This window comes from Vibrio sp. M260121 (assembly GCF_036533715.1).
GTDB lineage: Bacteria > Pseudomonadota > Gammaproteobacteria > Enterobacterales > Vibrionaceae > Vibrio.
On record NZ_JATABF010000044.1, the window covers coordinates 1 to 21,648 of the forward strand.

21 protein-coding genes and 2 pseudogenes are annotated in these 21,648 nt (G+C 44.8%); 11 read left to right on the forward strand and 12 right to left on the reverse strand.

Annotated features, from left to right (window positions below; genetic code table 11):
- Positions 1-180: 180 nt before the first annotated feature.
- The 4 genes from QTO06_RS20045 to QTO06_RS20060 form a co-directional block, all read right to left on the reverse strand.
- Positions 181-1,161 carry a chemotaxis protein gene (locus QTO06_RS20045; RefSeq protein ID WP_005441315.1) on the reverse strand — a complete coding sequence of 327 codons (981 nt, stop codon included), beginning with the start codon at positions 1,159-1,161 and terminating at the stop codon, positions 181-183.
- A 261-nt stretch (positions 1,162-1,422) separates the two neighbouring features.
- Positions 1,423-2,145 (reverse strand): nitroreductase family protein, encoded by a 723-nt coding sequence (locus QTO06_RS20050; RefSeq protein ID WP_331409500.1) that lies wholly within the window; start codon positions 2,143-2,145, stop codon positions 1,423-1,425.
- Positions 2,146-2,245: 100 nt separating this feature from the next.
- Positions 2,246-3,217 (reverse strand): methyl-accepting chemotaxis protein, encoded by a 972-nt coding sequence (locus tag QTO06_RS20055; protein ID WP_331409502.1) that lies wholly within the window; start codon positions 3,215-3,217, stop codon positions 2,246-2,248.
- Positions 3,193-3,624, reverse strand: a complete 432-nt coding sequence (locus tag QTO06_RS20060; protein WP_331409504.1) for a hypothetical protein — start codon at positions 3,622-3,624, stop codon at positions 3,193-3,195. Before QTO06_RS20060 ends, QTO06_RS20055 begins: the two co-directional genes overlap by 25 nt.
- Positions 3,625-3,829: 205 nt before the next feature.
- On the opposite strand from QTO06_RS20060, the gene QTO06_RS20065 reads away from it, so the two are divergent.
- Positions 3,830-4,438, forward strand: coding sequence for a response regulator transcription factor (locus tag QTO06_RS20065; protein WP_331409506.1), 609 nt, complete (start codon positions 3,830-3,832; stop codon positions 4,436-4,438).
- Positions 4,439-4,459: 21 nt separating this feature from the next.
- Here QTO06_RS20065 and QTO06_RS20070 read toward each other — a convergent pair whose 3' ends face one another.
- Both QTO06_RS20070 and QTO06_RS20075 read right to left on the reverse strand, forming a co-directional pair.
- Positions 4,460-5,347 (reverse strand): LysR family transcriptional regulator, encoded by an 888-nt coding sequence (locus tag QTO06_RS20070; RefSeq protein ID WP_331409507.1) that lies wholly within the window; start codon positions 5,345-5,347, stop codon positions 4,460-4,462.
- 208 nt (positions 5,348-5,555) lie between these two features.
- Positions 5,556-5,872 (reverse strand): annotated as a pseudogene (locus tag QTO06_RS20075) (GGDEF domain-containing protein); the annotation flags it as partial.
- On the opposite strand from QTO06_RS20075, the pseudogene QTO06_RS20080 reads away from it, so the two are divergent.
- The 4 genes and pseudogenes from QTO06_RS20080 to QTO06_RS20095 all read left to right on the forward strand — a co-directional run.
- Positions 5,863-6,561 (forward strand): annotated as a pseudogene (locus QTO06_RS20080) (IS5 family transposase); the annotation flags it as partial. The pseudogenes QTO06_RS20075 and QTO06_RS20080 sit on opposite strands and share 10 nt — an antisense overlap.
- 196 nt (positions 6,562-6,757) lie before the next feature.
- Positions 6,758-6,931 (forward strand): hypothetical protein, encoded by a 174-nt coding sequence (locus QTO06_RS20085; RefSeq protein WP_331409508.1) that lies wholly within the window; start codon positions 6,758-6,760, stop codon positions 6,929-6,931.
- The gene (locus tag QTO06_RS20090) at positions 6,910-7,131 is read left to right on the forward strand and encodes a hypothetical protein (protein WP_331409509.1); all 222 of its coding nucleotides are present in this window, start codon (positions 6,910-6,912) and stop codon (positions 7,129-7,131) included. Before QTO06_RS20085 ends, QTO06_RS20090 begins: the two co-directional genes overlap by 22 nt.
- 18 nt (positions 7,132-7,149) lie before the next feature.
- Complete coding sequence (locus QTO06_RS20095) at positions 7,150-7,881, forward strand: hypothetical protein (protein WP_331409510.1); 732 nt, start codon at positions 7,150-7,152, stop codon at positions 7,879-7,881.
- Between the two features lie 45 nt (positions 7,882-7,926).
- On the opposite strand, the gene QTO06_RS20100 is transcribed toward QTO06_RS20095, so the two are convergent.
- The 3 genes from QTO06_RS20100 to QTO06_RS20110 form a co-directional block, all read right to left on the reverse strand.
- Complete coding sequence (locus tag QTO06_RS20100; protein WP_331409511.1) at positions 7,927-9,582, reverse strand: SpoIIE family protein phosphatase; 1,656 nt, start codon at positions 9,580-9,582, stop codon at positions 7,927-7,929.
- Between the two features lie 21 nt (positions 9,583-9,603).
- On the reverse strand, positions 9,604-9,864 hold the full coding sequence (locus QTO06_RS20105; protein ID WP_182025132.1) for a hypothetical protein: 261 nt from the start codon (positions 9,862-9,864) through the stop codon (positions 9,604-9,606).
- A gap of 254 nt (positions 9,865-10,118) precedes the next feature.
- Positions 10,119-10,733, reverse strand: coding sequence for a glutathione S-transferase (locus QTO06_RS20110; protein ID WP_331409514.1), 615 nt, complete (start codon positions 10,731-10,733; stop codon positions 10,119-10,121).
- A gap of 284 nt (positions 10,734-11,017) precedes the next feature.
- Between QTO06_RS20110 and QTO06_RS20115 the strand changes: the two genes are divergently transcribed.
- Both QTO06_RS20115 and QTO06_RS20120 read left to right on the forward strand, forming a co-directional pair.
- The gene (locus tag QTO06_RS20115; RefSeq protein WP_005375904.1) at positions 11,018-11,593 is read left to right on the forward strand and encodes a TetR/AcrR family transcriptional regulator; all 576 of its coding nucleotides are present in this window, start codon (positions 11,018-11,020) and stop codon (positions 11,591-11,593) included.
- 1 nt (position 11,594) lies between these two features.
- The gene (locus QTO06_RS20120; protein ID WP_331409515.1) at positions 11,595-11,999 is read left to right on the forward strand and encodes a PPC domain-containing DNA-binding protein; all 405 of its coding nucleotides are present in this window, start codon (positions 11,595-11,597) and stop codon (positions 11,997-11,999) included.
- Between the two features lie 98 nt (positions 12,000-12,097).
- Here the strand turns inward: QTO06_RS20120 and QTO06_RS20125 are convergent, their stop codons facing one another.
- From QTO06_RS20125 to QTO06_RS20135, 3 genes are all read right to left on the reverse strand, one after another.
- Entirely contained in the window at positions 12,098-13,015 is a 918-nt protein-coding gene (locus tag QTO06_RS20125) for a dienelactone hydrolase family protein (RefSeq protein ID WP_331409517.1), read from the reverse strand.
- A 230-nt stretch (positions 13,016-13,245) separates the two neighbouring features.
- Complete coding sequence (locus QTO06_RS20130) at positions 13,246-14,193, reverse strand: glycosyl transferase family protein (protein WP_331409518.1); 948 nt, start codon at positions 14,191-14,193, stop codon at positions 13,246-13,248.
- 453 nt (positions 14,194-14,646) lie between these two features.
- Positions 14,647-15,081, reverse strand: coding sequence for a GNAT family N-acetyltransferase (locus tag QTO06_RS20135; protein ID WP_331409519.1), 435 nt, complete (start codon positions 15,079-15,081; stop codon positions 14,647-14,649).
- A gap of 358 nt (positions 15,082-15,439) precedes the next feature.
- Here QTO06_RS20135 and QTO06_RS20140 point away from each other — a divergent pair, with 358 nt between their 5' ends.
- From QTO06_RS20140 to QTO06_RS20155, 4 genes are all read left to right on the forward strand, one after another.
- A complete protein-coding gene (locus QTO06_RS20140) occupies positions 15,440-16,696 on the forward strand; it encodes an aromatic amino acid transport family protein (protein WP_331409520.1) in 1,257 nt (418 codons plus the stop codon).
- A 791-nt stretch (positions 16,697-17,487) separates the two neighbouring features.
- Positions 17,488-19,263: a tetratricopeptide repeat-containing diguanylate cyclase gene (locus QTO06_RS20145; protein ID WP_331409521.1), complete on the forward strand. Its 1,776-nt coding sequence runs from the start codon at positions 17,488-17,490 to the stop codon at positions 19,261-19,263.
- A gap of 9 nt (positions 19,264-19,272) precedes the next feature.
- The gene (locus QTO06_RS20150; RefSeq protein WP_012129209.1) at positions 19,273-19,608 is read left to right on the forward strand and encodes a hypothetical protein; all 336 of its coding nucleotides are present in this window, start codon (positions 19,273-19,275) and stop codon (positions 19,606-19,608) included.
- Positions 19,609-19,863: 255 nt separating this feature from the next.
- Entirely contained in the window at positions 19,864-21,642 is a 1,779-nt protein-coding gene (locus QTO06_RS20155) for a S8 family peptidase (protein ID WP_331409522.1), read from the forward strand.
- The last annotated feature ends 6 nt before the right edge of the window (positions 21,643-21,648 follow it).

A 21,648-nucleotide genomic window follows, 5' to 3' on the forward strand; every position in this document is an offset into this window, starting at 1 on the left:
TAAATTAGGCGGTTGGAAAGATACCAAGAGGACGGGTAGAGCTTCAATAAAGGTGCTTTGGGAAGGATGGTTTAAACTGCAAACCATCCTTGAAGGCTACGAACTCGCAATGTCTCTTGATCACTAGACTTGTGATCAAGAGACAGGCCAATCGGCAGCCTTTTTTATATCTGTAGAAAATTACGCGAAGCTAAAAACGTGCTTATCCATCATGTTCACCATACGCCCAATCTCAGGCTTAGTGATGGTGTCATTTGCACCAAGAGATAACGCTTTCGCACGGTTGTCTTCACTCATCAAAGAAGAGAACATCACGATTGGGGTTTGACTGTAGGCTTCCGTATCACGTAGTCGCTTCACTAAGTGCATACCATCCATACGAGGCATTTCTACGTCGGTAACAACGGCATCGAGTAACTCACGAACTGGCAAGTTTTCTTCTTTCGCTACTTCGATCAAGCTCATTAGCTTTTCATACGCCTCGCCACCATCTTTACAGGTGATCACGTTATAGCCCGCAGAAGCCAAAGTATCTTGAATCAGTGAACGAATAAACGCAGAGTCATCCACAACCATGATGGTTTTTGCGTTACGCTTACCGACCATGCGCTGGTTCAGATCAACCGACTTATCGCCCGTCACATCGTACTTTTCCATACTCAGTTCTGGGTTGATGTCTGCAATGATCTTCTCGAAGTCTAAGATCATGATCAGATTGCCGTCTTTACGAACTACCGCAACAACACAGTCCTGCTCACCCGCTTCTAAGAATTGGCTTGGGGATTCTACATCGTTCCATGAAATACGGTGGATACGCGAAATACTGTCGATCAAGAAGCCATTCGTCATCTTGTTAAAGTCGGTAACAATAACAAACTTACGTTCAAGATCACGACGCGTAGGAACACCAAGCCAACCAGCAAGGTCAACCAATGGCGTTAACACTTCACGCGACGAAAATACGCCGATCATATGAGGTTGTGCATTCGGATAATCAGTAGTCTCCGGCACGCGAATCACTTCACGCACTTTAGCGACGTTAATACCGTAATAACATGTTTTTGTGCTGCCATCTGGCAATTGTTTTTCTAGATGGAACTCAATGATTTCAAGCTCATTGGTGCCACTTTCAGTCAGAATAGTACTGGTTACGTTACTCATAAACCCAATTATCCAAAATACGCATCAAGAAAAGGCTTGATGCAATGCCACAGAGAATCACTTCACAGGCGTAAAAATCCAAGAGTCCTTTTGTAGTCTTTGAGACAGAATTTGTAAATAATCAAAAGGATGCTGACCGCACACTTCTATATCAAATGATGAAATTTCGTCTCATTTTTGAACAAAACTCAGCCATGAGTTCGATATAGAAAAGACGTCTGTTTAGATAGCGGCAGCCAATAGAAAAAGTTTAGCGATTTATTAGTGTGTTTTAATAACCGACTCATTCGAAACTCGGTGACGCTCACCGTATACGCCTTCTTCCGTGCGAACACCGCAGCTGATGACCATGGTGATTTGGTCACTGTCACGTAAGCCAAGCAAAGCTTTCACACGCTTCGAATCAAATCCTTCCATCGGGCAAGTGTCATATCCCTTATCTCTCATGGCATACATAAAAGTCATGGCGGCAAGAGAAACACTTTTGTGCAAGCATACGCGAACATCCGCTTTACTCACCTCACGCACCATGGGTTTATTACGCCCTAACCACCAGCTGTAGAGCTTACGAACGACTCCACGAACACCAAATGCATCGTTGTTATAAACCATCGGGATGAGTTTTTCGTAGTACTTTAGAGCGCGCTTGGCCGCAGCGTCGTCACGGCCTTCAAAAGCTTGGCGCACAGTCTCTGCGTTGCGCTTTGCGCGCTCTTTCCAGTTATGAGTCGTGGCAACAAACACCACCAATTCGTTAGCTGTCTTAGCGGCATTTTGCCCCATACAAAGCTCAGCAAGCGCTGCTTTTTTATCTTCTGAGATCACACGATGGAATTCCCACATCTGCATGTTGCTGCTGTTAGGACTTAATGTGGTTAGCTCAAGGGCCTTGGCAACATCATCATGGTTAAACTCAGCGCTCGCGTCGTATTTTCTGACTGAACGGCGAGATTGAACAATAGATTCAAAAGAAGATTGGTTCATAACGGACTCAAAAGATGGAAAAAACGCGATCTTACCGATTCAGACCTCACCTGCAAGCGTAAATACAAAGCCAGACACAAAATCGTGTCTGGCCGTCTTATTATTGAAGTTTGAAAAAACGTATTTGGTCTGAAAGGTTAATCGACATTCTTGCCAATTCGTCAGCGGCCTGATTGCTGTCTTGAATCATGTTAACCGTCTGATCGACTTGGTCTCTTACCGATACGACACTTTGGTTGATCATTTCCGCTGTCGCACTCTGCTCTTCTGTTGCCGCTGCAATTTGTGTGTTCAGAGCGTTCGTTTGTTCAATATTGGTAGAGATACTAATAAAGGCATCGTTCGCAGATGCAGATTGATGAACCGTCTGCTCAAGCATCTGCTGCCCCGCATCGATAGAATCCACCACTTGGGTCGTGTTCTGCTGCAACGTATGAATTCGATCTCCAATTTTTTCTACTGCTTTTTGAGTTTCTTGAGCCAACTGACGCACTTCATCCGCAACGACTGCAAATCCACGTCCTTGGTCACCAGCCCTTGCTGCCTCAATCGCTGCGTTTAGTGCAAGTAAGTTGGTTTGCTCAGCGATGGTTTGAATGACTTGACTGATGTCTGCTACTTCGGCTGTACCATTGGACAATGTCGCCACTTTCTGGCTCATTGTGCCCATTTGACTTGCTAGCCCGCCGACTTGCTCAGTCGCACTTTGCATGATAACTTGTCCCTGCTCAGACACCTCCGACGCCACTTCGGCCTCACCGGACGCGCCATTCGCATTTTGTGCAACTTCAGTGATCGCCACCGTCATCTCGTTAACCGCCGTCGCGACTTGGTCTGTTTCCATTTGCTGCGATTGTGCATTGCTTATTATCTCAGAGTTTACGGCTGATAGTTCTTCCGAAGCGGAAGCAAGAAGATCACAGCATGAAATGACCTCAGAAACGGTTTTATACAACGGCTCTTCCATGTGATGTAAGGCATCAAGCATTTCTGCCACCTCATCACTCCCCTTCACTTGTTGCTGCTCTGCAGAGATTTCACCGCAACTCAACTTCTCAAATACAATTTCCATTCGTCGAGCTTTGCTTCAAACTGCTGATAGTCTCGTTCATTATTGGTCAATAGGTATTCTGTCGCTTCTTGGGTTAGCGCTTTAAACACCAAGGTGGCATCAGCAAGCTCCGCACGATATTGCGTTACATCGGGCGATTCAGAAAGACGTCTTTCTAACTTTGATTCCACTTGCTTTTGAAAAGAGACAAGCTCGGCAACCTTTAGATCTCGCTCTTTCATTAATCGAGAAACGTCATTTAGATTTTCCATGTAGCGAACCAATTCAGAAGTCACTTTTTCAAATCGAGTTTTACGCTCTGGATCGAAGGCACTTTCAGCCTGCTTTTTGGCTTCTTGATGGGCGAATTTTAATGCATCCATAGATTGAGAGAAAAATTGTGGATCGCGATTTGTCCGATACGTCAATGTAAGACCGTCATTCTCTCACTTGCTATCTAATTGATTCTATTATTTTTAGCGCAACACTTTCTCACATATGAGACACACCTTTTCAAATAATGAAATTGTCATTTTCACCCACTCCTCACGGATTTTTCCTACAATCCTACCTCATTAAATAAGTGCTGAAAGGAAGCGGCAAGTAAATTGAAATATAAGGTGAGGCACAAATATGAATAACGTTCTTATTATCGACGACCAACCGTTATATAGCGAAGCACTCGCTTCTCTTGTTCAAACCGCTTTCCAATATGTTAACGTCGTGGAGTCAACAGACAGCGCTGAAGTTATGGGAATCATTCGCAACCAACCTGTAGATTTGGTTATTTTAGACGTCGTGCTAGGCGATCGAGATGGCATGCGCTTGGCTAAGAACATATTAGCGACAGGTTACCAAGGCAAAATCTTGTTTATTTCTTCTCGTGATTATTCAAGTTTGTCTAAAGCCGCATTTGAAATGGGTACACACGGCTTTTTAAATAAGAATGAAGCGAAAGCCACCATTATGGATGCCATCGTCAGTGTGACACGTGGATATTCGATGTTTAAAGCGACGCATAACCAATCATCGGGTAACGTCGCTTTATCTAATCGTGAAGCAATGGTGTTCCATTACCTTGCCCAAGGTTACTCAAATAAGAAGATATCTGAGCAACTGTCACTGAGTGCTAAAACCATCAGTACATACAAAACTCGAATCTTGAAGAAGTATCATGCTGAGTCTGTCGTAGAACTTCTCAACACCCTTCCTCAAGAAGAGTGTGGCAGCCTTTGTTGTTAGTTCCGCTTACCAGTCATCAGGTTAAGTAATTACGTATCTCGAGATAGCATCAGTTAATAGCTGGTGCATCGAGTTGTAGCGATGAGTTTGTTTCATTTGTACCACCACTTTTGGGCGCCCTTCAGGGTAGAAGGTCTCAGGTACAGGAATAAAATGAAAACCATCAATCGGTTTTTGATGATCTAGCAAAATTGTCGCTGCCGCCCTTGTTCTGATCACCTTGAGTAGGCTGGTAATGTTTCCAATAGTCGCAACCCGGTCAATATTCAGTCCGCCCTGCTCAAGCGCTCGCTTGGTGATTTGTTCCCTATCCTTCCAACCTGAGAGCTCAAGCAAAATGAACTTAAGCTCACACGCTTTTTCTAAATCGGTAATGCCCAGTTCTTCAGGCACGACAATAACGGCTGGCGCGTAACCGATAAACTGTTGATGAATGGATTTGGGGTATTCTTCATTAAAATAGTGCAGTTGCATGTCTACTTTGTCTTCGAGAATATCGTCAATCGTATTGTCGGTGTTGCTTGCCACATTCACGTAGGCATTAGGAAACAAATCCATTAAGTCACCTAAAAGCAAGTGACCAAAAGATTGTTGCGCAGTTTGCGGTAAGCAGATGGTGATGCTCTTGTCATAAGACAGAGGATCAAACTCTCGCCTCACGAGGCAAGACTCAAGCTGGTCAAGGACCTCTGTGATTTCTGGTAGTTTTCGTTTCAAATAGTCTGTCGGTTCAAAGTGATGAGCTTGACGAATGAAAAGCTCATCTTCCAATTGTGTTCGCAAACGAGTGAGGTATTTACTGATAGATGCTTCGCTTTTACCTAGCGCTTTCGCAACAGGTTTAAGTTGGCGATGTCGCTCTAGCAGCACCAGTATTTTGAGGAGGTTTAGGTCTAGCTCTTTATTCACAGCACGGTTACCAAATAGAATCAAAGATTAACATTGTGATTTTTATAATTACCTTCAGCCAAATACAAAGAAAGCAGCCTTTGTATAGGCTGCTTTACTATAGAAGACCAAAGTCACGTTTTAGTCAAGTTTATCAAACTCTTATATCATTGCTTACTGATATTTAAGTCATTTAATACAATTTGCAGACATAAGACACTGTCTTCATTTAGCATCGCTTGCGCTTACATTCGTACAAATCCTCATCAGCCCGCATGATGACATCGTTCAGCGTCTCGTGCTCGGTGCTCATGGCGATACCAGTACTTACGCTAACGGCGATATCTAAGCTCTTTAAACGGTTCTCCTTCACCACTGAACGTAGTTTCTTGGCCAGCATTAGCGACTTGTTCTCACTGCAATCAGGGAGAATCGCATAAACTCATCACCACCAGTCCGAATCAGGTAATCCGAAACTCTAAAGACTTTTTTCATTGCATCTGCAATTATCGAGATAACCTCGTCCCCCACATGGTGGCCGTATTTACGATAAAACTGAACATCGAATGACATTTGAGGGAATACTTTATCGAATGAGAACAGGTATTCCTTGGCGAGATCTACCCTCTGAGTTCGGAGAGTGGAGTTCCGTCTACAGACGATTTAATCTTTGGTCAAAGAAAGGAATTTTGGATAAGCTTTTCAAAAGCTTATCTCGCATGGCTGATTTTGAATGGGTCTTTCTTGATGGCTCTATAGTTCGAGCGCATCAGCATAGCACAGGTGCAGCTACTGAAAGCTCAGAGCAAATAGGAAAAAGTCGTGGGGGCAATTCAACCAAAATTCACTTAGCTGTGGATAGTGGTGGCCTGCCGGTTTGCTTTGATTTATCGGAAGGCCAACGCCACGATATAGTGCATGCCGAAAGCTTAGTTGAACAACTAGATGAAGTTAATACCATCGTTTGTGATAAAGGATATGACAGCGAACCTTTCCGTACTTTTGTTAAGGAACGTGGCGGAGAAACGGTAATAGCTAAACGTAATTACGGACAAGATATAGACAAAGACAGTATGGATTCGTGTCTATACAAGTATCGTCACTTGGTCGAAAATGCCTTCGCGAGAATTAAGCATTATCGAGCTAATTCAAGTAGATATGACAAGCTAGAAAGGAATTATGCCAGCATGTTATCGCTGGCTTTTATGTTAATGTGGCTACCGATGTATTGTTGAACACCCACAAGTTAGCGTGTTTACTAACGTAAACATCTTCAATGGCACAGATAACAAGTTATATAAAAATCACTAAGTTGTTGTAAAGGGAAATAAAATCACTGCGATCACTGATGGGAATGCCGGCACACCTGCTGATGCTAAAGTCATTGATGGCGAAGGCAGAACCTTAATGCCGGGCTTGGTGGAATCACACATGCACCTTGCATTGCCAAAAGGCTTATTGGGCACAAACGATATGCGTTGGTCGGAAATCGCGGTTCATGCTCAAGGTTTTGGTGAGATGTACATAAATAAGGGCTTCTCAACAATTCGTGATGTCGTGGTGCTGAAGGCTCATGGACAGACATGGAACGCGACGGCCGCTTAAACGCCTTCCCTCGTACTTTTGTTTCCGGAGCGCCAATAGCTCCTGTCGGTGGTCACTCAGACGTAGGCTTGCAATCTCGTCGCTTAACAGACTCACCTCAAAACCTTGAAATTCTGAATATCATGTCGACACCTGCTGGCGTGGATGCCATCCATGAACAAGGTAGATACAATTTCCGTCAGGGTGCTCAGTTTTTGTAGGCGTTCCAATCTGGAGGAGTGTCGTCTAAGTTCGACCCGTGGCAATACCAGTCATTGTTGGATTCGGAGCTAAAAGCAGCTGTAGATATCGCAAACTCATACGGATCTTATGTATCGACACACGCTTATTCAGAAAAAGCGATTAACCAAGCGCTAGAAACAGGTGTGAAGACCATTGAGCACGGCTTTATGTATTCACCTACGCACCATAAACGCTTTAAAGAAGAAGGTGCATTCTTGGTGACAAACCTAACTGCGTTTTCTCCAGAACTTGCGAAGACGCCTGTGGTGCAATATCCAATGATCCAAGCGACGCTGCATTCAGCGCAAAAAGCTTTCGACTCTTACGTTGATAACGTCAATGAGGTGAACCCAGACTACCGCGCGTTTAATACCGACTGTGTTGGCGTTGCATCGACCTGTGCAAAACAAATTGCGCATGAGTTTTACCTAAACGCGAAGTTCTTTGGAAACTACAATGCACTTAAAGCAATGACTTCGGTCGGCGGTCGAATCCCAGCAGAGTTGATGGAAGATTGGATTAACCCATATTCAGACGGCAAAATCGGTGTGATTGAGGTTGGTGCTTACGCAGATATCTTACTGATTGATGGTAACCCGCTAGAAGACACTACCTTAGTCGACGGACGTGAGACTTGGTTTACCAACGATGCGAAACCAGACGGCTCTCACCTAACAGAAATGGATCTCATCATGAAAGATGGTCAGATCTTTAAAAACACACTGTAATCAAATACAACTCACCTCGCCTTTGCGGGGTGAGTTTTTATCGAACTAAGACGATTTAGTCACTGTAAACTCGTTCCTTCCGGCTTTGCTGCACACCGAGAACCCATCTGTCATTTGAGCGATCAATATAAGCCCTCGACCAGAAGGCAGCCAACTGTTTTCATCGAACAAGTTGGGCGCTTCAATCTGCTTAGAGATGTGATCTTTGATCGTATCTTCATCAATACCGTTTCCGTAATCAGCCACACGCAGTTCAATTTTTGTTTTTTCCCCTCGAGTCACTTCGCATTCTAACTCAACCGTTTTTCCTGCTTGTTCTTGGTAGGCATGAATAAACGCATTGTTCATCAACTCAACCACACACAACTCTAGAGTCTGCGCGACATGAGAAGAAACCGAATGTTGTTGAAGGAACTCAACCAATTCGAGACTCGCTGGGCGCGAAACTTCTAAAGACGCTTGATAGGATTTCTGGAATACCGAACTTGTCGACTTAACGGCTTGCGATTGTGCACAGCCCAACCATTGCACCTTCAACAAGCTCACGTCATCGTCGATTTCTGGTTTTCCTTGCCAGTTTTGCACCTGCTTTAAAACAGCATTAGTTTGTGCCTTTTCTGGCATCGCTTTACTCCCTTCGATGTTAGCTAGCAGTCGGTCAATGCCGTAAAGCTCCTCGCCTTGCTTGGCTTCCAATAAGCCATCGGAGAAAAACCAAAGCGCGTCATTAGGCTTAAGTTGGATACTCCCACCTTGGTACATCATCGGCTCCAATGCCCCGACGATGAAGTTGTTGTCACCAACAAGTTCCAAGCGGTTTTGTTCCGTCTGTTGCCAAACAAATTTAGGATGTCCTGCAGTGCAATAATTCAGTTCACCGGTTTCGGTGTTCAACACGGCGTATTCGATAGTGAAGTAAAGCTTGCTGTTTTGCGTTTGCTGGTAACGTCGATTAAGCCTTTCAATCACAGCAGCAGGCTCACTGATGCGGTATTCGTTGTCGCTCCAGTCTAACGTTATCGACTCCGATTTGTTACGTTGTGACAAAGTTTGTTGAATCGAGAACGCCATTAACGCCGAAGAAATACCGTGCCCGGAAACATCGAAGACATAAAACGCAACGTGTGACTCATCAAGCTCGACATAGCCCAACATGTCCCCACCAATCTTGGTACAAGGGACATAAGTGAAGCTAAATTGTGCCGTGTGAATTTGTTCTTCCACGGGCAACAGTTGCCCCATTAACTCTCCAGCAGAATCCAAATCCTGCTGAATGGTTTGATACGCTAAATCGAGCTCTTGTTTTTTTGTCGTGAGCGTGTTGTGCAGCTCTAAGGTACGAAAGCCCGCTCGGATGCGCGCTTGTAGTTCCTCTACAGACGTTTTCTTGTCGACAAAGTCATCGGCGCCAGCATCCATGCCTTTGATGATGGATTCTTGATCGTTACGGGAAGAGAGAAGCACAAAGAAGATATAACGAGAAAACGGCGACGATTTAAGCTCACGGCAAAGCTCAATGCCACTGATGCCCGGCATCATCAAATCACTGAGGACAAACTGAATGTCAGTTCGGTGAGCCAGCACTTCTAACGCAGACTCACCATCTTCAACGGCAATGACCTCGTACCCTTGCTTTTGCAATGCACTGGTCATGTAGAGCAGGACCGTTTTGCTGTCGTCAACCAACAATATGGACTTCATACCTCTCCTTGCCTGTTTGTTCTATTGCAGCACGCTACTCATGGATTGCGCATCTCTGAAACGGCTGTAATCTTCCGCTAAAAGTTGATGTTGATAACGAGTGTAAGACAACGCCTCATTCGAGATGACGATTTGGTTTTCTTTTTCCATCAATTGCCCACGCAGCAACTCGATTTGTTGATGCTGCTGACTGTGGTTTTGATACATGGCAACGAGTCCGCACACAGACGCTACGAGCAGCATACACAACACGCCATTGATGGTTTTACTTCGAACACGCATAACCTCTCCTTGTCGCTTGGTGTCCTTCATTACTTGGTGAAGTCCAATAATGATTGGGACGTCTACAAACTAAGAACTCAAGGTTCCAAAACGCCGTGAGAGCCAATTGATGTTGTTTCATTAACAGAGTTAATTATAGGAGAAAGGCAGAAAAAGAAGAGAAAACCTGAACAAATTGAAGATCTTTGCGCTTAAAACGACAAAAAGCAGCAAGTCTACAAAAGCCTTGCTGCTTAGAAAAATCACGTTAGAAGTTAACCTTGAAACGCTTCACGCACCGATACTTGTTCAAACCAACGTGTAATATTTGGGTAGGTTTCGAACACTTCAATACTCAAACCATTTACGGCAAAACCAACAAAAATGTAGCCGGTAATGTCTACGATGGTGAAGTTGTCCGTGGCGATATGCTCACTCTCTGACAAACGCTTATCTAACGTCGGCAGGAATTCCAACACGCGAGATTTCGACTCGTCACCCCACGCAGCAACACAGTTTTCACGATCTTGGTAAATTGCTGTGATATTGCGAAACGCCTGAAAAGCCGTGTACAAGCCTTGGAATTCGACAACGCGATGCCACATTTCCACCTGAGCACGTTCAAGCTGATTAGCACCAAACAGCGCCAGATCATTTTCAAACGCTTCATCTAGGTAGCGACAAATCGCCACGCTTTCGCAGATCGTCGTGCCATCATCCAGTTCCAGTAGGGGCACTTTGCCGTTCACGCTTTTCGATTTAAACGGTTCAGATAGGTTATCGCCCTCACGAACGTTCAGCGCAATTCGCTCAACCTCGCCACCGATTTCCTTTAGAAAAATGCTAACTCGCTTACAACTTGGAGTCATTGCGGTTTCATAGAGCTTCATTTCACATCCTTTTATCTTTTTCTAACCGATTGGTTAGGATATACTGTAGCCAGTTTATAAACGATCAGTCAAGAACTTCACTATCAAAAATTTTCAAACAGTTGTGGGTCTGTTTGCTGAGCGAGATTTTTGATGCCGTTTGTGAGTTCACATGAATTTGGGGGCTGATACCCAAGAATAGATGGGTATTCATCATATTGGTTCAGTTCGAACGCTAGAGGTTCTCTGTACCATCCCTCCAAAGCAATTCAATTACCCAATAAGCAGACCCAGGCAGGTAATTTATGGCAAGAAAAGCCAACTTCGACCGAGATGAAAAGCTTCTCGTGGCTATGGATGTGTTTTGGCGCAAGGGCTTTGCGAACACGTCTATCTCGGATCTCACCGACGAGTTGAACATCAACCGCTTCAGTCTTTACAACACCTATGGTGACAAGCAACAGCTCTACTACGAAGCACTCGATACTTACTTGAAAAAGGTCTCGCTACCCTCACTGAATGATTTGGAAAAAGACGACGCGTCTTTACCTGAGTTGGAATCGTTCCTTAAATCTTTTGCTGAGCTGCAGCGCAAACGCAACTGTGGGTGTTTTATTCAAAATGCGTTGATTGAGCATGCAGGTGAAGACGATGACGTACTGCGTAAAGGGCATTTCTTATTTGACCATCTTATCGACATCATTGCAGATGCGCTGACCAATGCGCAAAAAGAAACATTAGTGCCGAAAACGCTTAAACCAGAAGAACTCGCTCGTTTTGTTCTCAACAACATGCAAGGTATGCGCGTGCTTGGCAAAGCCAAACGTTATGCCGACTTGGATACGGCGCTTTCCTGCTTGTTAGTTTTGATTAGGAAATAACATGTCGATTGAAGTGATAGCAGTACGTCTTACCAAAGGCATGGACTTAAAGCTGAGCCTAGCGAAATTGGTCGAGCAGTACGATATCAAAGCAGGTTCGATTGCCTCATGCGTTGGCTGTATCTCTGACCTCAACCTTCGTTTGGCAGGAGCAGAGAGTACGTTAACCAAACAAGAGCCATTTGAAATTGTCTCTGTGATGGGAACCCTAACGGCTGAACATCAACACGTTCATATCTCGGTGTCTGATCGTGAAGGACGAGTTTGGGGTGGGCATTTGTTGGAAGGCACAGTGATTGATACTACCGCAGAATTGATCATCCATTCTTACTCAGAACTTGAGTTCACTAGAGCGATGGACGACTCGACTGGCTATACCGAACTACAAGTGGATCCTTCCAAATAGTAAAAAGCTCCAGAGCCATACTGTTTGGTCTTTGGAGCTTTATTCGTTTCTTGCTTACTAAGATATATACGGAATGTGCCAACTAAAGTTGAAGCGTTTTAGCTTGAGGCGAGATGTTCTTTGAAGAAGCCTAGTGTGCGTTCCCAAGCGAGCGCAGCTTCTTCTGGTGCGTAGCGTGCTGTTGAGTCGTTATGGAAGCCGTGATTGACGTTCTCATACATTAACACTTGATATTGTGCATCGGTCGCTATCAATTGCTGCTCATAAGCGGGCCAAGTGTCGTTAACACGCTTATCGAGCCCTGCAAAGTGAATCATCAACGGCCCTTTGACTTGCTTTTGGATCTCTTGCGCCGCAGGTGTTCCATAGAAAGGTACGCCTGCATCAAGCTCATCGGGCATTACTGCTGCAAGCATATTGACAATGTAACCTCCGAAGCAGAACCCGACCGCCCCCAACTTACCGTTCCCATCCTCATGCTGTTTGATGAAATTGGCCGCCGCAATAAAGTCTTGCTCGATCTTAGCTCTGTCCATCTCTTTCTGCATGGCGCGACCCTCATCATCATTCCCCGGATAACCACCAAGTGGGTATAGGGCATCTGGGGCCAAAGCAATAAAGCCGTCTTTCGCGAGTCGCCTAGCCACGTCTTTGATATAAGGGTTCAACCCACGATTTTCGTGAACCACTAACACCGTCGGTGATTTTAAGGTCTTCTTCTGTGGCATCACCAAATAGCCACGCCCTTCCCCATGCCCGTTTGGGGATGGGAAGGTTTCGTAGGTTGCTTTGATGTCAGGATCGTTAAATGAAACTTGTTCTGCCAGTGCGTAATTCGGAGTTAACGCATCGACCAGAGCTGTCATGCTAAAGCCAAGCACAGCAAGACCACCTAGCCTATTAAGAAACTCACGGCGCGAGATTTTTCCGTGGGCGTATTCGTCGTACCAATCGAAGGCTTCTTGCGGGATCGGATGAGAAACCTTTTGCTTGGGAGGGGTATGCTTTAGAACCATTATCCATGTCCTCTACGTCTTACCATATGTTTATTTCAAACTCTCAGCGGCGAAACGAAGTTGAACGCGACTGATTCTTGAACGGTGGTTTCACCCTGATAAGGAACGCAGCGGTGAAACACACATTGGCGAGCTAGGATCTTTTACCTTCTTCAAACAATAGATAATGGATTCAGATTCAACAACTTTGCGTCGATGGTTTTGCATTCATTGACAATAGTACGTTATTGCTAGCCGCAATAGGCTTGCCAGTAAGAGAAGGCGCGTTCGAATGCTTTTTCTCTGTCGTGCACTTGTGCAAATAGAATCACTGTCATCGTCGCTAAAACCGTATTCGCCATTTGGTTCATGTCATCTTGTGACGTCCCAAATGGGCAGTTCGCAGGCATTGGCACCTCAGACAGCATTTGCTCCGTCCAGTAGTGCGATGTCACGCCGCTTGTTCGGCTTAACCATACCGTTTGGCTTACTTTCGGGTTGTATTCTGACTCACCCGATTGTCCTTTGAATGACACAACGGCGTGAGCGGTTTGACCAATCTCATATTCGACTTCAGCATGAAGTTGTTGGAATCCAGGATGGAAGCTACCACGAATACCGACGGTCGCCTGCCCTGGGTTCAGTGCTCGAACCACAGTATTAATCGGCGTTCTAAGCCCGTAACGATTTTTCCAACCAATCATGGTTTCTGCTTGAGGTGCAAACGCACTCAGCGGCAGATACACAATGTTTTGTGTTTCTAATACACGCTTCGCGTCTTCTGCTGATTCCGCTTTGTTGATATCAAACTTGTCGAGGTAATCTTCTGCGTGTAAACGACCGGATTGACGGTCGTGATAGCCGTGCATCAGCACTTTATGACCATTATCGGCGAGGATCTTCGCTGCCAACAGGTGCCAAGGCTGACCTGCCGCTTCACGTTTGCCTGCATAACATGGCCAGTCAATGTCTGCACCAATAGCAGGCATGCGGGATTGGAATGCTGTCACAAAGCCTGCGATTTCTTGTTGAGTCTCGTTTTGTACGCGGATCAGCATCAATAACATCGCCATCTGATCGTCGTCGCACTCTCCGTTTAGGTATTCATCCATAACTCGAAACGCTTGGTCAAAGTTCAGTGGTTTTCTACCACGCTCGCCCCGACCGACTGTTCTGATACACTCCAAAATACTGTTCATATTCCCTCGTATTCCGTCACTGACTGTACGGTTTCTATTAGTTGTTCGCGCAGTTTGACAACTTCTCCCATCACAATCAATGCTTCTTAACCTCCGTACCCAAACATACAGTGACCGCTACCTTTTAATCTTACAGTCCGCCTTCCTTGATTCGTGAACGAACTATTTAATAGCAGGCGTCCTCTTAAAATACTGAGCTACAAGCGAAAAAAAACCTCTCCCGAAACGAGAGAGGCTGCATTGCCTATAAAAGCTCAAAAAGTAATACCCTATCCGCTTCACCGCCTGCTAAGGGAAAGCGGCGCATCGAGTTAACGATGAACATAATCTAAATTGCAAACCCAATGCCAATTTTATATTTCCCTATATTTCAATAACTTAACAAAACAAGCTTTCACTTTCTAATTGACAATGCACTGATTAGGTGCGAGTTTGAATCACAGAAGTGCAAGATTAACGGGCTAGTGCCATGACCAGTCTCGGCTCTCCATCACCAAAATAATCTTCTTCTTTTTCCAGAACCTTAAAGCCTAACGAAGTGTACAACTTGTAAGCCGGCGCATTGTTTGGATCGACAGTTAACTTAACGATAGAACCTAAGCTTGCCTTTGCGATTACATTCTCCACCAGCGAACGAGCAATCCCCTTTCCTCGATGCTGACTATCTACCGCAAGTGACAAGATCCAATGGGTGTTTTGTTCATCGCTTGTCGCCATCAGTACATAACCCGTAATTTGATCTTCTTCTTTGGCAATCAACAAACCTTGCGGCCAGCAATCAAATGCTTGTCGAAAGAAAAACTGAGGGTAAGCGTGATGACCAAACAATACGTGTTCAAGTGCGTGTACTGACGCCAAATCCTGTTTTCCTGCTGAGGTAATCTTCATTAAAACGTTTCCTTTTGAGCTTAAGAAGCTCATATAAAGACATTAAGAGCATTAAATATCCAGTTTGCTCAAGGGTTTGGCGTTTCTAAACCGATTCCGCTCTCTGAACACCTTACAATGTTATCGAACAAAGCTTAACCACGACATCTAAAACCAAAAAATCAGAAAATTTCGCGACATTATTTCAATGAAGGCACATAAAAATGAAACTATATCTCGCTTTTTTCAAATTTTCATGGTTCGATAGTTTACACCACCGCCTTTTCACTAGCACGATTCACCACAAACTCGATGTGATAACAATCACTAAAACATATACCATCCGCGCGATTATTATTTTTATAAAAGCGAGTTTTAAGTGAAAGAATCTCGAGATACGTTAAATTTTAGTGAATTAAACACCACAAATACTTGGGCAAAGCACGATACACACTGGCTATTAAGCTTGTTTGGTACTGCTGTTGGTGCAGGTATTCTATTTTTGCCGATTAACCTTGGTATTGGCGGCTTTTGGCCTCTAGTTGTGATGGCCGTTCTTGCATACCCAATGACTTACTTAGCTCACCGTGGTCTTGCCCGATTTGTCCTGTCCTCAAAGATTAAGAACGCTGATTTTACCGATGTGGTAGAAGAACACTTTGGCGCGAAAGCGGGTCGTTTAATTTCGCTGCTGTATTTTCTTTCTATCTTCCCGATTCTTCTTATCTATGGCGTAGGTATTACCAACACCGTTGACAGCTTTATGGTCAACCAAGCGGGTATGGAGCCATTACCGCGTGCCCTACTGTCTGGCGTATTAGTGTTTAGCTTAATTGCTATCATGATGGCGGGTGAAAAAGTAATGCTGCGTGCCTTTGCCATCATGGTTTATCCGTTGGTGGCGATTCTGGCGTTTCTATCATTCTACTTAATGCCAAACTGGAGCATGCCAGTAATGGACGCGCCAGAAATGTCGTCTTTTGCAAGCACCATGTGGTTGGCGATTCCTGTCGTCATTTTTTCTTTCAGCCACGCGGCAGCAATCTCAAGCTTTGCCAATGTTCAACGTCGTCACTACGGTGAGGCAGCGGATGCGAAGTCTGAGCTTATTTTACGCCGCACTAGCATCATGCTGATCGCTTTTGTGCTGTTGTTTGTCTTCTCTTGCGTGCTTGCGCTATCTCCGGAGCAGCTGGCAGAAGCAAAAGAACAAAACGTATCTGTGTTGTCTTACTTAGCAAACGCTACGGACAATCCTTTTATTGCAACGTTAGGTCCACTTGTCGCATTTGTCGCGATCACCTCTTCTTTTCTTGGTCACTTCCTTGGTGCACGTGAAAGCTTGAATGGTTTGATCACTAAGCATTCTGATATGCCAAAACGACGCGTAGATCGCATCAGTGTTGTTGTACTGTTTGTGTCTATTTGGATTGCTGCGATCATGAACCCTAGCATCTTGGGGATGATGGAAGCCCTGTCGGGACCTGTCATCGCAATGATCTTGTTCATTATGCCAATGCTAGCGGTATACAAAGTAAAAGGCCTGCAGAAGTATCGTGGAAAAGCATCGACCTACTTTGTACTTATGACGGGAGTTATCGCAGTAAGTGCGTTGGTTTTTAGCTTGTTGAGTTAAGAATAGAGACTTAGATAGGATTTTCAGGGGAATACCTTATTTTTTGTTAAGGTAATTCCCTGAATTTTGCTATGTTTTCTTAGCAGTACTGATGAACTACCGTCTTATTACATAAGAGTGAAAACACCTGCGATCATAAGTACTGAAGCGATGCAGGTACGACCGATAATGCCGAAGCGAGAAGGTTGAATCATTTCGTTGTGCATAGGCAATCTCCTTTTTTGTTGGAACAGCCAGTTTTTCATGGCTTAATAACACTATGTCTAAAAAGATGTTTTTTCACAAGACATACCAATATTAAATATTTATGACAGCCAAATGAAATTTTAGGGATCGAAGTTTTTTTACGAGCTGTTACCCCATCGTTTATCCTCTTTATGAACAGAGTTACCTACTCATCTTTCCCCTACTCTATTGTTAAGATTCTTATGGCAACAGCCTCTAACGAGAAAAGCTGAAAGACATCCGTCCAACCGAGTACTTTTGAGCATTTTGTATTAAAAACGCCGGTATTTCAGTGGCCTATTTTCACTCATTGAACAGTTACTTTTAATGTACAGATAAAACAACTAAATCTGTGGTTATTCATAGATGAGAAATGATAGACTTCTTGCGTGTTTCACTTTAAAGAGTTCGCTTTTATCAACCGTCTAAAGCTTATACCGTTTAAAACGTTACGGTATCTATTTCCGATTGTGTTTGGCGCGATGTGTTCAACCAGTAGTTTCTCTGCAGACCACGCGAACAAAGAAAGTTACCTCAGACACCATATCTCGATAAAAGACGACCCGATGTTGGAATTTTATTTCGACTCTATCGGTAAGCCTCGCTCAATCAAATCAAGCGATTTCACATTACCCGCGGACGCGTCTCCAGATTCACAAGCACTTTATTACTTCGCACGTATTTATCTTGAGCGTTACGAAGGCGTTCCAATTCCAGAGCTCCCTGACCTCGTTGAATTCGGCAAACAACATGATTTGCCTTGGGTGATTGCTGAAGCAAAGTTAAACCAAGCCGTCGAACTGATAGAAGCAGATGAAGTTTGGCAAGGCGAGCTTCTTCTGCACGATGTCATCAATATATCTCGCCAGATTGGCTATAACTCTCTTCAAGGTCGAGCTTACCGCTGGCTTGGAAATGCAGAGGTTCAACGCGCTCAAGTTCAAACCGGATTAAAGCATTATCGAACCGCTTATGATTTGCTTGAAGGATCTGAGTTTGAAATCCAGATTGCGATGACACTCAATAACATCGCTTCACTTTATATGGAACTGTCGGATTGGGATCGGGCAAAAACCTATCTCGACCAAGCAATTAACGGCTACTTAAACAGCGACGATAAGTATGACAACAGCTTGTTCCTTGCCATCATGTATGCAAACTTAAGCGTCATTAACTATGGCATGGAAAAGTACGAAGAATCAGAACGCTACTTTGAGCAAGCTGCCCAACTTTCCATGGCAACCGGCTCAGTCAGAATTAAGCATAACTCCGTTTCTAACTTATCCCAACTCCTTAGCACACTAGGTAAGATGGAAGAATCTTATCAACTTGCGCAGACATGTTTAGAACTTCCAAACCCGCAAAACTTAAAAGGCCTAAAAGCCGCCTGCCACGAAGCTTTTGCCGAAGCCTACCTTAAGGATGGGAAGTATGAGCAAGCAATTGAGAGTGCAAAAACTGCATTAGAAGGCCTAAGTGAAACGGCAAGTGCAGAGACTAAGCAGCAAATGGACCTGTATTTAGTGCTCGTGCGCGCCAACCAAGAATTAAAACATTTTGAAAAAGCATTCGATAATTTGGGTCGTTTACGTAACTTAGAAAAAAGCTTTGATAGCCATGTTCATGGCGATGAGATGATCAATATCAAACTCGACTTAGAGGCGAAGCTGGCTCAGAAAGAATTGACCCTTCTCGAAGCGAAGAATGCGCTCCAAGCTTCTGAGCTTGAATCCCAACGCTATCGCGAAATCTTCTACTTCCTTATTGTTGCCGCTATCGGTTTTTGGCTTTTCCGTTACATTCGCCAAATGAACAAGATCAACGAAGAGTTGGCGCAGCAAAATACCACTGACCCGCTAACGAAGGTACATAATCGTCGCTATCTGCCTAGTTGGCTGGATCAAATGGCGCGTCGAAGCCCTGATCGTAAGTTTGCCCTTGCCGTTATTGATATTGACCACTTCAAAGCCTTCAATGACCAGTATGGCCATGATCTAGGCGATAAAATGCTGTTGCACGTTGCACACGTTCTCGACGAGGCTACGCGCGCCGGAGACTTACTCGTCCGTTGGGGTGGCGAGGAGTTTGTGCTGCTGTTCGAAATTAGACACGCTGATGACTGTGCAAAAACGTTAGATCGTTTGAGACTTGCAGTTGAAAACAACAACCTCGAGGTTGACTCTGAATCACTAGGCGCGACAATCTCACTCGGCGCAGTTAACGAGTTAAGTGCGCAAAGCATCAAACAGGAGTGGGATCAATGGTTCTTTGCCGCTGACCAAGCTCTGTACGATGCCAAACAATCTGGTCGAAACCAGTACCAAATTCACTCGACGTCATAGAAAAACACAATGAAAAAAACATGGATTCTCGCTGCACTGTCGCCCTTAGTATTGGCCGCGTGCAGCAATCAGCAAGCCGCGCAATTAGGAATGAGAAGCAGCAGTGTTAATGTGTACGCTCAGCAGATGAGCAACATGCAGTTATGTGAAACCCTGTATTACAACCGCGCATCAAATCAAACCCGCGTGGCAATAGGTGCCGAATTCAACCGTCGCGGTTTGAACAAGCGTTGGTGTGATAAGGAGTATAAGAAGTTTTATGTAGAAAAAGTGGTTGACGGTCTGCTGTCTCGTAAAGAACAAGCCCCTACAGAACCTGCGGCAACAATACAACCTGCCATATAAATCATCCCATTCCATAAAAAGCAGAAAAATTCTCTAGTTTTTCTGCTTTTTAAATATGCAATCTTTCCTGCAAATATCTAGATTCCAATGTGACTTCAAGCACTTATCGTCAAGAAAATGTCGTGCGTCGAAAAACAAAAGTAAATAAGATGTAAACAGTTTTCGTTTCCATTCTAAGCCGCTAGCTTTGTTTAGACCTGTTTAAAGGAGTATCGAACAGGGACAAAAATTCCAAACAAAGACATGAGGTCACAAATGGAAACACGCATTAATCGCCTATTCGCTGCAATGTTAGCAGTAGGCCTTTCTCCTGCCGTCTCGGCTTATGATCCGCTCTACTCAGAGCAATGGCACCTAGACAACACAGGCCAAACTGCATTTGCAGCAAACCCTGCCGTTGCGGGTAATGACTTGAACACCAAACTGACACAAGCGATGGGCATTGCTGGTGTTGGTGTAAAAGTTGCCGTTATTGACTCTGGCGTACAGATCGATCACCCAGACCTTGCAGGTAACGTAGTCACAGGTAGTAGAAACTTCGTTGAAGACTCTTCTTTCCCAGCCGATTACCCAGTTGATACAAATGGCCACGGTACCGCTGTTGCTGGCCTAATCAGTGCAGTTGGTAACAACGGTGAGGGCGTTCGCGGCGTAGCTTCTCGCTCTTCTCTAATGGGCTTTAACTGGCTCGCAAACCAAACGCTGGAAGGCTGGTTGATTTCTCACGGCGTGGACGCTGCAACCAGCGATGTTCGCGTTTTCAACCAAAGTTATGGTTTTAGCCCAATCTACCCTATTCCATTCGACGAGAACGATCCGCAGTTCAAGCTTGAAATGGATGTAATGAAAGACGTCAGCGAAGGTAATGCTTGGGGTCGTGGTGCTGTCTTCGTTAAATCTGCCGGTAACGGTTATCGCTACTTCAACACTGGCCGTTTTTTCGTGCTTCCTAGCGACTTTTTCGCAGGCGGTGGCAACAAAGGCCTACCAATGCATAACTCGGCACAGTCTTACGACAATGCGAGTTACTACAACCTTGTAACCAGCGCACTTCGTGCTGACGGAACTCTCGCAAGCTACTCATCTGTAGGTTCAAACGTGTGGGTCGCGGCACCAGCGGGTGAATACGGTCAAGACTTCCCAGCAATGGTAACGACAGACCTAGTAGGCTGTGAAGAAGGTCAAAACACCAGTGCAGATTTAGGTATTAACGGCCTTCACGGCGGTACTGAGCAAGATCCGAACTGTAACTACACCAGCACAATGAATGGTACGTCTTCAGCGGCGCCAAACACTTCTGGTGCAATTGCGGCGATTATGTCAACCAACCATGCGCTGACCGCTCGTGATGTCCGTGCGTTACTAGCAGAAACAGCAAGCGTAACCGACAAAGACCACCCAGGTGTTCAACTTGAGTTCGTTAATAGCCAAGGAGACTTGGTAAGCTACGAAGCGATTTCACCATGGCAGACAAACGCAGCTGGCGTTGACTTCCATACCTTCTACGGTTTTGGCGCAGTTAACCTAGATGAAGCTATGAAACGTGCTCGTATGACAAACAATGTTCTACCTGCACAAGTTATTACACCTTGGGCAAGCAATGGGACGGCAGTGAGTGTTCCAGACGCAAGCTTGGCAGGTGGTTCTTCAGCGATTGCTGTTACCGATGACATTACTGTTGAGTCAGTACAAGTGAAACTAACACTTGAACACTCGCGTCTACCAGATTTGGCAATTGAGCTGATTTCTCCATCAGGTACACGTTCAGTTTTGCAAACACCGCGTAATGGTCTCGTTGGTCAATCTCTTGATCCAACAGTAGCGGGTTATGAAAACCAGTTGATGCTTTCTAACCAATTCTACGGTGAAAACGCGAAAGGCGAATGGACACTACGAGCGATCGATACCAACGGCGATGAAGTGTTCTCATTCATTGCATATTTCAATTCTTCAGCTATCTATGATGTACCGATGGCTAACAACGCAAAACCAGGTGTTATCAAAAACTGGTCTATGCGTATCTTCGGTCACTAAGGAGTC

What these genes read in the sequence shown, in the direction of transcription:
- QTO06_RS20045 (WP_005441315.1), bottom strand. Translation starts at nt 1,161, where the DNA reads ATGAGTAACGTAACCAGTACTATTCTGACTGAAAGTGGCACCAATGAG.
- QTO06_RS20050 (WP_331409500.1), bottom strand. Translation starts at nt 2,145, where the DNA reads ATGAACCAATCTTCTTTTGAATCTATTGTTCAATCTCGCCGTTCAGTC.
- QTO06_RS20055 (WP_331409502.1), bottom strand. Translation starts at nt 3,217, where the DNA reads ATGGAAATTGTATTTGAGAAGTTGAGTTGCGGTGAAATCTCTGCAGAG.
- QTO06_RS20065 (WP_331409506.1), top strand. Translation starts at nt 3,830, where the DNA reads ATGAATAACGTTCTTATTATCGACGACCAACCGTTATATAGCGAAGCA.
- QTO06_RS20085 (WP_331409508.1), top strand. Translation starts at nt 6,758, where the DNA reads ATGCACCTTGCATTGCCAAAAGGCTTATTGGGCACAAACGATATGCGT.
- QTO06_RS20090 (WP_331409509.1), top strand. Translation starts at nt 6,910, where the DNA reads ATGGAACGCGACGGCCGCTTAAACGCCTTCCCTCGTACTTTTGTTTCC.
- QTO06_RS20100 (WP_331409511.1), bottom strand. Translation starts at nt 9,582, where the DNA reads ATGAAGTCCATATTGTTGGTTGACGACAGCAAAACGGTCCTGCTCTAC.
- QTO06_RS20105 (WP_182025132.1), bottom strand. Translation starts at nt 9,864, where the DNA reads ATGCGTGTTCGAAGTAAAACCATCAATGGCGTGTTGTGTATGCTGCTC.
- QTO06_RS20110 (WP_331409514.1), bottom strand. Translation starts at nt 10,733, where the DNA reads ATGAAGCTCTATGAAACCGCAATGACTCCAAGTTGTAAGCGAGTTAGC.
- QTO06_RS20115 (WP_005375904.1), top strand. Translation starts at nt 11,018, where the DNA reads ATGGCAAGAAAAGCCAACTTCGACCGAGATGAAAAGCTTCTCGTGGCT.
- QTO06_RS20120 (WP_331409515.1), top strand. Translation starts at nt 11,595, where the DNA reads ATGTCGATTGAAGTGATAGCAGTACGTCTTACCAAAGGCATGGACTTA.
- QTO06_RS20125 (WP_331409517.1), bottom strand. Translation starts at nt 13,015, where the DNA reads ATGGTTCTAAAGCATACCCCTCCCAAGCAAAAGGTTTCTCATCCGATC.
- QTO06_RS20130 (WP_331409518.1), bottom strand. Translation starts at nt 14,193, where the DNA reads ATGAACAGTATTTTGGAGTGTATCAGAACAGTCGGTCGGGGCGAGCGT.
- QTO06_RS20135 (WP_331409519.1), bottom strand. Translation starts at nt 15,081, where the DNA reads ATGAAGATTACCTCAGCAGGAAAACAGGATTTGGCGTCAGTACACGCA.
- QTO06_RS20145 (WP_331409521.1), top strand. Translation starts at nt 17,488, where the DNA reads ATGTTGGAATTTTATTTCGACTCTATCGGTAAGCCTCGCTCAATCAAA.
- QTO06_RS20150 (WP_012129209.1), top strand. Translation starts at nt 19,273, where the DNA reads ATGAAAAAAACATGGATTCTCGCTGCACTGTCGCCCTTAGTATTGGCC.
- QTO06_RS20155 (WP_331409522.1), top strand. Translation starts at nt 19,864, where the DNA reads ATGGAAACACGCATTAATCGCCTATTCGCTGCAATGTTAGCAGTAGGC.